We start from the raw sequence: 8477 nt of genomic DNA, 5'->3' as shown, positions 1-8477 counted from the left end.
GTGACACGGATCTTGCGTGAAGCAACGAAGCATTACCAGCCACGTATGAACTTCCTTCCGACGGTGTTGTGTATGGATGAGTTCAAATCAATGAAGTCTGTTTCTGGTTCCATGAGTTTTATTTGTGTTGATGGGACAACCAATCAGCTATTTACGATCCTTGAAGATCGCAGACTTTACAAACTAACTCAATACTTCCTGCACTTTCCTAGAAAAGCCCGTTTAAAGGTCAAGTACCTAGTGATGGACATGAATGCCAGCTATTGTCAGTTGCTTAAAACATTCTTTCCAAATGCGGAGATCGTAACTGACCGCTTTCATATTGTCCAACACATCAATCGCAGCTTCAATCAATTACGTGTCCAGATCATGAATCGTTTTCGAACCTCACACTCTGAAAATCAGAAGAAGTACCGTCGGCTCAAGCGATATTGGAAACTCTTACTCAAAGATTCCACGACATTGGAGCCACTCAAACGGCATTATCATCGACTGTTTAAACGACCAATTAGTCAAACAGAAATCGTTGATGAGCTGTTAAGCTACAACGAAGAATTGCGAACTGCGTATCATTTTTGTCAATTATTACGCTATTATTTCGTTAAACGAGGTACGGAAGGCTTTCAAGAAACCCTTAAAACAATTTCATCTACGTTACCTCAGTCGTTTAAAAAGAAATTCACGATCTTCCATCGCTACCAATCGGGTATTTCAAATGCCTTTAAGGTGTCCCACTCAAACGGCGTCACTGAGGGGCTGAATAACAAGATCAAGCTGATTAAACGAATTGCGTTTGGTTATCGCAACTTTTATAACTTTCGGGCACGGATCTATTTACAACAAGGTCTGATCTTTGAAAACTAAAAAAATATGCGGCGCACAGAACGCGCCGCATATCGGACTAAGTTTTATTCAAATTTGTCTTCACCAACACGATTTGACGAAGAGCCTAAATAAAAAGATCATCTAAAGTAGAAAAGAGAAATCCTACATTAGATGATCTTTTATTATCATTTTATCAACTCTATTTAACAAATAGTCAGCTTTTTATTGATAAAATTTATATACCTATCCTTTCTTAAAGAAGGATACAGACAAACTTAATTCGTATTATTTTTTCTTTTTTTTATTCCTAATAATCCTATACTACTTAAGAATAGTAAACCTCCATAAATGGTTAAAATAGAATCAGATTTTTCACCAGTTTTAGGAAACTGTGAGTAATCATTTGTAATCAAAAATATTTTTTCAAACGGCATAAATGAAGACTGTTTTATTTCTGGCAAGGCATCCACTAACTTGCTTGCGTCTTCTTTCTTCGCGGTAGTCGTGTCATTCAAGCCATCCACTGCCGCTTTTTCCTCTGGAGTCACTAAACCGTCGGTTTCCACTTCAGCTTTCTTATCTGCTCCAGCTTTGCTTGCGTCTTCCGCCGCTTTCACTGCGTCTGCCGCTCGAGTATCATGCAGGATCGTTAATGGAACTTCCACCATAACCGTTTCGACACCATTACTAATTGTAACTGGAATCTTTACTTCCCGACTATTTTCTCCATCAATCCAGTCATTGATAAGTGGAGTACCAATTAGATTACCTGTTTCATTTATAGATAACCCAACAAGCCCTTTTGGAAGTTCTCCAGTTACAATTACAGACCCTGATTTATTGGACTGTACTACATTATTTAGAACAATACTTTTACCTTCTTCAATAGGACCTTGTGGAGCATGTACTTCTCCAGCTAGGTTAGATTCTTTTTCCCATTGAGCAAATACCGTTATATCTTCATTAAAACTAGAACCATCATTGACAGTTTGTCCTATTATCGTATCAGTATCGGTGGTTACTATTTTTATTTTTTCTCCATTTTTATCAAACCAATCGTACGGACTCACCAAAGGATCAGTATCATTAAAAATTTCAAATCCGTCACTTTTTCCATCACCATCAGAATCAGCATTTATGTAGTTGGTTCCAATTCCCATGTTTGCTTCGTATCTATCAAGTATCCCATCTTTATCCGTATCAATTAATTTAACGAAAGTTGCCGCATGAGTATTATTTAATATCAAGCCATCATCATTTGATGAACCATTTAACGTAGTTGAAAGATATCTGTTTACTTCTTCAGCAGCATTAAGAACTGGATTATATTTGTTTTTGTCCCAAAGCCACATTTTAGAAACCAAACTACGTACTTTATTAATATTTTCTATGGTTGGATTTTTTACTGCAAATTCAACCATCTCTTTAGGATCCACTATAGAAGTATTGTCTTCAGAATTAATAGTTATAGGTTCCTGTGGATTACTATCTCTTTTTTCAATCCATTTCGTTAATTCCTGTTTAAATGTATCGAATGAGGAATCTATTTTACGGATAGCTTCTGTAGCTTATCCTTTTACTAGCTTAAAGGTTGTATTATCTCTAATAGATACATCAAGTTTTAATAATTCTTGTTTGAAATCAATGAGATCGCCCAGATTTTTTTCGCTATTAATCCTAAACTGATTGTAATCTCTTGGCGATTAAGTAATGCACCACCTAAAATTCCCTTTTTGTATATATCTTTAATCACTAACGAACCATCAGGAAGTTTTTCGAACTCATAATTTTTATTGTCAATCTTTATCGTATCAACTAAATCACTTAATTCTTTCCCTGTATTAATATGCAAGTTATAAGGACTACGTTTCCCTATCGTTAAGCCATAATTACCGGTATTTACTCCATAATTAATATCAATAGTATTATTGGTATAGTTAAAATTAGAACTAATTTTAGGACCATTATTATTGACAATATCTTCATCTTTGAAAAAGGTATCTTTACTTAATATTAATTTATTGTTTTGAAGTAAAATATTTAGATCAAAATCAGAAATTAGATCATTTTTTACTCCCTCTTTTTTCTCTTTAAATCTAGCCCAAACTTGGAAAGGTATTTCACTATTGAGAACTTCTTGAGGAGTATCATCTTTAAAATAAATATCTATTGTTCCGTTAGTACTACCCACTAAAGCAGCACGAACCAATCCTCCTCTTTTATCTGTACTAAGAATACCAGAAGACCAAATATTGGTTTTATTGGGCAATTCATACGGATTTTTAGAAATAATTGTTTTACCATCTAGAACTATTTTTTCAACATATGGTGCAAATTTTTCATCAATTGATATAGTACATTGTTCCGCCTGCAAGATCAAAGTACGCTTCAGATGCTAAATTTCCCTCCATATCAACTTTATAATGTTTCTTTCCATCATCAGTAGTAACTAAACCTCGATTATATATACCAAATCCATATGGAGTATACGCATCTCGTTGATTACCTACTATTTCTTTATTTTCTACTACTTTTACAAAGCTCTCTATACTTTTCGCTCCATCTTTTTCCGCAACGAAAGAGTAGTTATCACTTTTGCTAGCTTGTGATTCTAGAGGATATTCAAAATTTCCATCATCGTCTGCTTTAATAGACCCCAGTTCAATACCATTTTTATAAATTTTTATCGTTACTCCTGGTTCAGACTTTCCTTTAATAGTACTATCATTTTCGTAAATCTCTTTTGTGACTGGCATTTGAATACTCAAACTTGGAACAGGAGATTCATTATCTCTTTTAGATCTTCTTATTTTATCACTATCATTAAATGATTCAGTTCCAGCATTCAATACAGAGATATTGTCATTCCTTTTAGCTATTTCAGTTTTATCAGCCTCTTTCATTATTTCCTTAGTAGTTTCCACTGAGTTTTCTACTAAGTCCCTATTATCACTTTTACTATTATTATCGACATTCTCTGTTTCCGAAGGAATTGATTTGATAGTACTATCACTTTCATTTAATACTTTTTCATCATTAACTGTAGATAGCGCATCATTTTCTGCCTTGGTAGTTATTAAATTAGTATTCTCTTGTGAATCATCCAGATTTAATGTTTTAACGGCTGATTCTTCAGATTTTTTTATAGAATCAGAAGATTCTACTTGTTTTATTGATTCAGATCCTGATACATCTTTATGAAGATCCTGTTCGACTTCACTTGTCTTTGAATTTTTTTGATTTGAACTTTCTATTGCTTCCTCAGCCAGTATAGTTCCTGAACTTGTAGGTGTTTTTTACTATTTTCACCGTTACTAATTTTAGTTCCATCAATTTCATGAATCATTTTATACTCAGTTGATTTGGTAGAAGAATCATTTTCTCCAATAATTGTACTACCAGAATCTTGTATAGCCTGATTTGTACTATTATGCACTTCATCAGCGTAAGCTAATGTTGTCCCACCAAACGCAATACTTCCGAAAAAGATACATCCGATAATTACTGATGCTGCTCCACCGCCTCCGTGTTTCTTTTTAATAGCAAATTTTAGTTTCTTTTCTTTACCAGTAAAAAACATATTTTCCTCCTTAAATTCCTAAAATTATTTTAACAGCATAAGAATAAAATGAACGTGCATTTTATATAAACTATAAAAATGTAATAGATTTTATAGCTAGTATATAATAAAACATATAATACTTAATTTCAACATGAACGTTCGTTATTAATTATCATTTTAATTTTTTGCAAATGTTCTATTATTCCGTTTAAGTATGCTCTATCAAATGCTGTTTGACCTTTAGCTGATAAATATGATTAATTAAGGGAAAAAGGACATATTCATCTCCTAAAACTCTTAGATAAATGTCTTTTTAGGTAGGTAACAATTGGCAAAAACTAATTTTTTGAACGCTAGTAACTGTTGATAAAGAAAAGATAAAACTAACATAATTTTTTAATTAAAGAATATACAGCTTTCCAAATGTTTTCATTTTAACTGTATTCCTAAACTAATAAGTTTATCCTTTGTTAACAAATTTTTAAATATTATTAGTAATTTCCCCTTTACTTTCGTCAACCTATGTAATATAATTGGTTAACCATTTATAAGGAGAATTACTATCATGATGAATACTATTAATACAAAAATGACAAAATCTGACTGTTTAGAAATTTTAAGTTCGAAAGAAAATATTTGGTTTTACTATTCGCAAGCCCTATATATTAAAACTAAAAATATGAAAAATAAAATAAGGTTAAATACACTTCTAAATGCTAAAAGTGGATTATGTAATGAAGATTGTGGTTACTGCGCCCAATCTAAAAAAAGTAAAGCAACTATTCAAAAATACAGTCTTTTACCCCAAGATGAGATTATACGTAAAGCATTGATAGCAAAAAAGAATAATTCAAGTGTTTTTTGTATTGCTCTAAGTGGAACTAGACCTACTCAAAAAGAAGTATTAGATCTCGGCGAAACAATTAAAGAAATTAAGCGCATTATGGATATCGAGATTTGTTTATCTATTGGATTAATCACAGATAATCAGATAAAATACTTAAAAAAATGCGGAATTGATAGATTAAATCATAATTTAAATACTAGTAGGGAGAACTATCCTAATATAACTACTACTCATTCCTATGACGATCGTCTAAATACGCTAAAAAAAATAAAAGCTTTTGACATAAATATCTGCTCTGGCTTTATATGTGGAATGGGAGAAACTGATACACAATTAGTCGATTTAGCTTTTGAATTAAAAGAACAAGAGCCTTTTTCAATTCCTGTAAATTTTTTATTACCCATTAAAGGAACCAAACTTGAAAAATATAATGAACTAACCCCAATAAAATGTCTAAAAATTCTAATAATGCTTAGACTATTGTTTCCAAAAACAGAAATTAGAATAAGTGCTGGTAGAGAATTTCATTTAGGAAGTCTTCAGCAATTTGCTATTTTAATTGTAGATTCTATATTTTTAGGAAACTATTTAACAGAAAAAGGCGCGGATATCACAGAAGACTATCAATTATTAAAAGAGTTAGAACTTATCGTAGAGGGGGAATTATAATGAATATTAGTATGGTGATTTGTGGAATAGATACAAATTGTGGTAAATCAGTAGCCAGTATTTTAATTTATGAATATCTGAAACTCTATTTTTCAGTTAATCCAATTATTGTAAAGCCAATGCAAACAGGACAAGAGCTTGATACTATTTTTTATCAACAGTGTGATATACCTCAAAAAAACATTTTTAATTTCTATTCATTAGATATCGAAGCCTCACTACATACTGCAGGGAATTTAACAAATCAAAAAATTGACTTACAATCCTTGTTAGATCAATCAAAATCTCTACTAAGTGAAAATCGACCTAAAATATTTGAATTAGCTGGTGGAATTTTATCTCCTATCAACGATAAAGAAACAATGTTAGATTTTGTAAAATTATTAAAACTTCCAATTATCTTAGTTGTAGATAATTACTTAGGCTCAATCAATCATACTTTACTAACTATCCATCTTTTAGAAAGCAAGAATATAGAAATTTTGGGATTGATTTACAATAATACAGATTCTAGAAATTATTCTACTGAATTGTTTGAATATATTACTAATAATACTTGTATTCCTCAGATTGGTAAAATTCCTTATCTAAAAAATTTAAAGTATGTTTTGAAATCAGAAAAAGAAAAACAAAATTTAATTAGGGAGTGGCATTTAAATGTATAGAAAGAGTCAAATGATTGCGCGAATGTCATTAATGTTGGCGCTGTTAATTATTACAGCTAGACTTGTTATTCCTTTACCTTTATTTGATTATTTATCTTTACAGATTATTACTGTTTATCTCATTTATCCTACATTAGGTATGAAAAACGGTCTGATCGTAACCTGTAGCTACTTAATTCTAGGAATAATAGGTCTTCCGATATTTGCAAGCGGTGGTGGATATGCATATATTTTCAAGCCAACTTTTGGTTTCTTGCTAGCCTTTGTGACTTTACCTATTATACAATCGTTCATCTCAAATAAATTTAATAATGGTATCTACTCTTCTTTTAAAAAAATTACTATTATAAATATTTGTTGCCTACTTTATATTTATTTAATAGGAATTATTTATAAAATATTAATCTTGTCTTTCTACACTAATAATGTAACAAGTCTCTCAATTCTGATCAGTGTTACTACATTAATAGACTTTTCTTTTGACTTACTATTAGTATTAACAACTAGTTTAATTATGTTAAAATTAAATCAATATAATAAATCTTCATCATATTAATTGTATTTTTTAAACTAATAAAGATATATTTAGCTTGTATAAACTTTTTCAAAAAGGTTTCAATAAATGAGTTGCATTATAAAAAGAAATGTTTTTTCACCCTTTTTTGTGATGTGATTGTTGATCACAAAACTTCCAGTACTTTTTTATTTACTAAAATAGTTGGTTCTATAATATTTTGTGTTGGTGGAAAATCGAAGGCGATTTTCTACTAACACTTTTTCTTCGTTTCAACTCAAAAAGAGACTCACTTTTGGTAAAATTTAGTCGACCAAAACATCACCCTACCAAAGGAGTCGCTCTATGGATAATCATACTAGAAAATTACTCGGATTAACAGATAAACATTTATTTTTTGATGAAGAATGGCTGATTGAAAAAGAATATAAAGGCGTTCAAGCGCAGTTTATTAAAGGAAAATTGGATGACTCACCTTCCCATTGTGAACACTGTGGATCGATTCGTATTATCCGCAACGGTTCCTATACGACACGTACTCAGATATTGAAAGTCAAAGAAAAGTTGACTATTTTAGAATTAAAACGTACCCGTTTTCTCTGCTATGATTGTGGGCAGACCTTTTCTGCGAAAACGGACTTAGTTGATGAACATCATCAACTAACAAAGGAACTGAAGCAGGCGATTCTCATAGAACTGTACGAAAATCAATCACGTAAACTAATCGCTAAGAAGTACTTCGTCTCGGATGGGACGGTGACACGGATCTTGCGTGAAGCAACGAAGCATTACCAGCCACGTATGAACTTCCTTCCGACGGTGTTGTGTATGGATGAGTTCAAATCAATGAAGTCTGTTTCTGGTTCCATGAGTTTTATTTGTGTTGATGGGACAACCAATCAGCTATTTACGATCCTTGAAGATCGCAGACTTTACAAACTAACTCAATACTTCCTGCACTTTCCTAGAAAAGCCCGTTTAAAGGTCAAGTACCTAGTGATGGACATGAATGCCAGCTATTGTCAGTTGCTTAAAACATTCTTTCCAAATGCGGAGATCGTAACTGACCGCTTTCATATTGTCCAACACATCAATCGCAGCTTCAATCAATTACGTGTCCAGATCATGAATCGTTTTCGAACCTCACACTCTGAAAATCAGAAGAAGTACCGTCGGCTCAAGCGATATTGGAAACTCTTACTCAAAGATTCCACGACATTGGAGCCACTCAAACGGCATTATCATCGACTGTTTAAACGACCAATTAGTCAAACAGAAATCGTTGATGAGCTGTTAAGCTACAACGAAGAATTGCGAACTGCGTATCATTTTTGTCAATTATTACGCTATTATTTCGTTAAACGAGGTACGGAAGGCTTTCAAGAAACCCTTAAA

9 protein-coding genes are annotated in these 8477 nt (G+C 32.0%); 5 read left to right on the top strand and 4 right to left on the bottom strand.

All coding sequences use genetic code 11. The features are described 5' to 3' along the window. Positions 1–864, top strand: an 864-nt coding sequence (locus I567_RS00670; RefSeq protein ID WP_034875048.1) for an ISL3-like element IS1476 family transposase, incomplete at its 5' end; no start/stop codon positions are given. 236 nt (positions 865–1100) lie between these two features. Here I567_RS00670 and I567_RS00665 read toward each other — a convergent pair. The 4 genes from I567_RS00665 to I567_RS00650 form a co-directional block, all read right to left on the bottom strand. Beyond that, positions 1101–2246, bottom strand: coding sequence for an LPXTG cell wall anchor domain-containing protein (locus I567_RS00665; protein WP_016250323.1), 1146 nt, complete (start codon positions 2244–2246; stop codon positions 1101–1103). 200 nt (positions 2247–2446) lie between these two features. Then, positions 2447–3199 (bottom strand): hypothetical protein, encoded by a 753-nt coding sequence (locus I567_RS00660; RefSeq protein WP_016250322.1) that lies wholly within the window; start codon positions 3197–3199, stop codon positions 2447–2449. Next, entirely contained in the window at positions 3168–3749 is a 582-nt protein-coding gene (locus I567_RS00655) for an Ig-like domain-containing protein (RefSeq protein ID WP_226994642.1), read from the bottom strand. The genes I567_RS00660 and I567_RS00655 overlap by 32 nt, the downstream gene beginning before the upstream one ends. 326 nt (positions 3750–4075) lie before the next feature. Next, positions 4076–4405 (bottom strand): hypothetical protein, encoded by a 330-nt coding sequence (locus tag I567_RS00650; protein ID WP_010709180.1) that lies wholly within the window; start codon positions 4403–4405, stop codon positions 4076–4078. A gap of 547 nt (positions 4406–4952) precedes the next feature. Here I567_RS00650 and bioB point away from each other — a divergent pair. The 4 genes from bioB to I567_RS00630 all read left to right on the top strand — a co-directional run. Beyond that, on the top strand, positions 4953–5903 hold the full coding sequence (gene bioB / locus I567_RS00645) for a biotin synthase BioB (protein ID WP_010709179.1): 951 nt from the start codon (positions 4953–4955) through the stop codon (positions 5901–5903). Beyond that, positions 5903–6568 carry a dethiobiotin synthase gene (gene bioD / locus I567_RS00640; protein ID WP_016250321.1) on the top strand — a complete coding sequence of 222 codons (666 nt, stop codon included), beginning with the start codon at positions 5903–5905 and terminating at the stop codon, positions 6566–6568. Before bioB ends, bioD begins: the two co-directional genes overlap by 1 nt. Further along, positions 6561–7124, top strand: coding sequence for a biotin transporter BioY (locus I567_RS00635; protein ID WP_010709177.1), 564 nt, complete (start codon positions 6561–6563; stop codon positions 7122–7124). The genes bioD and I567_RS00635 overlap by 8 nt, the downstream gene beginning before the upstream one ends. A gap of 303 nt (positions 7125–7427) precedes the next feature. Beyond that, on the top strand, positions 7428–8477 hold a 1050-nt coding region (locus tag I567_RS00630), incomplete at its 3' end, for an ISL3 family transposase (RefSeq protein ID WP_016250320.1).

Origin of the sequence: Enterococcus cecorum DSM 20682 = ATCC 43198 (assembly GCF_000407565.1) — a bacterium.
In the GTDB taxonomy this organism is placed as follows: domain Bacteria; phylum Bacillota; class Bacilli; order Lactobacillales; family Enterococcaceae; genus Enterococcus_E; species Enterococcus_E cecorum.
This window is presented reverse-complemented; position numbering and strand designations above follow the sequence as displayed.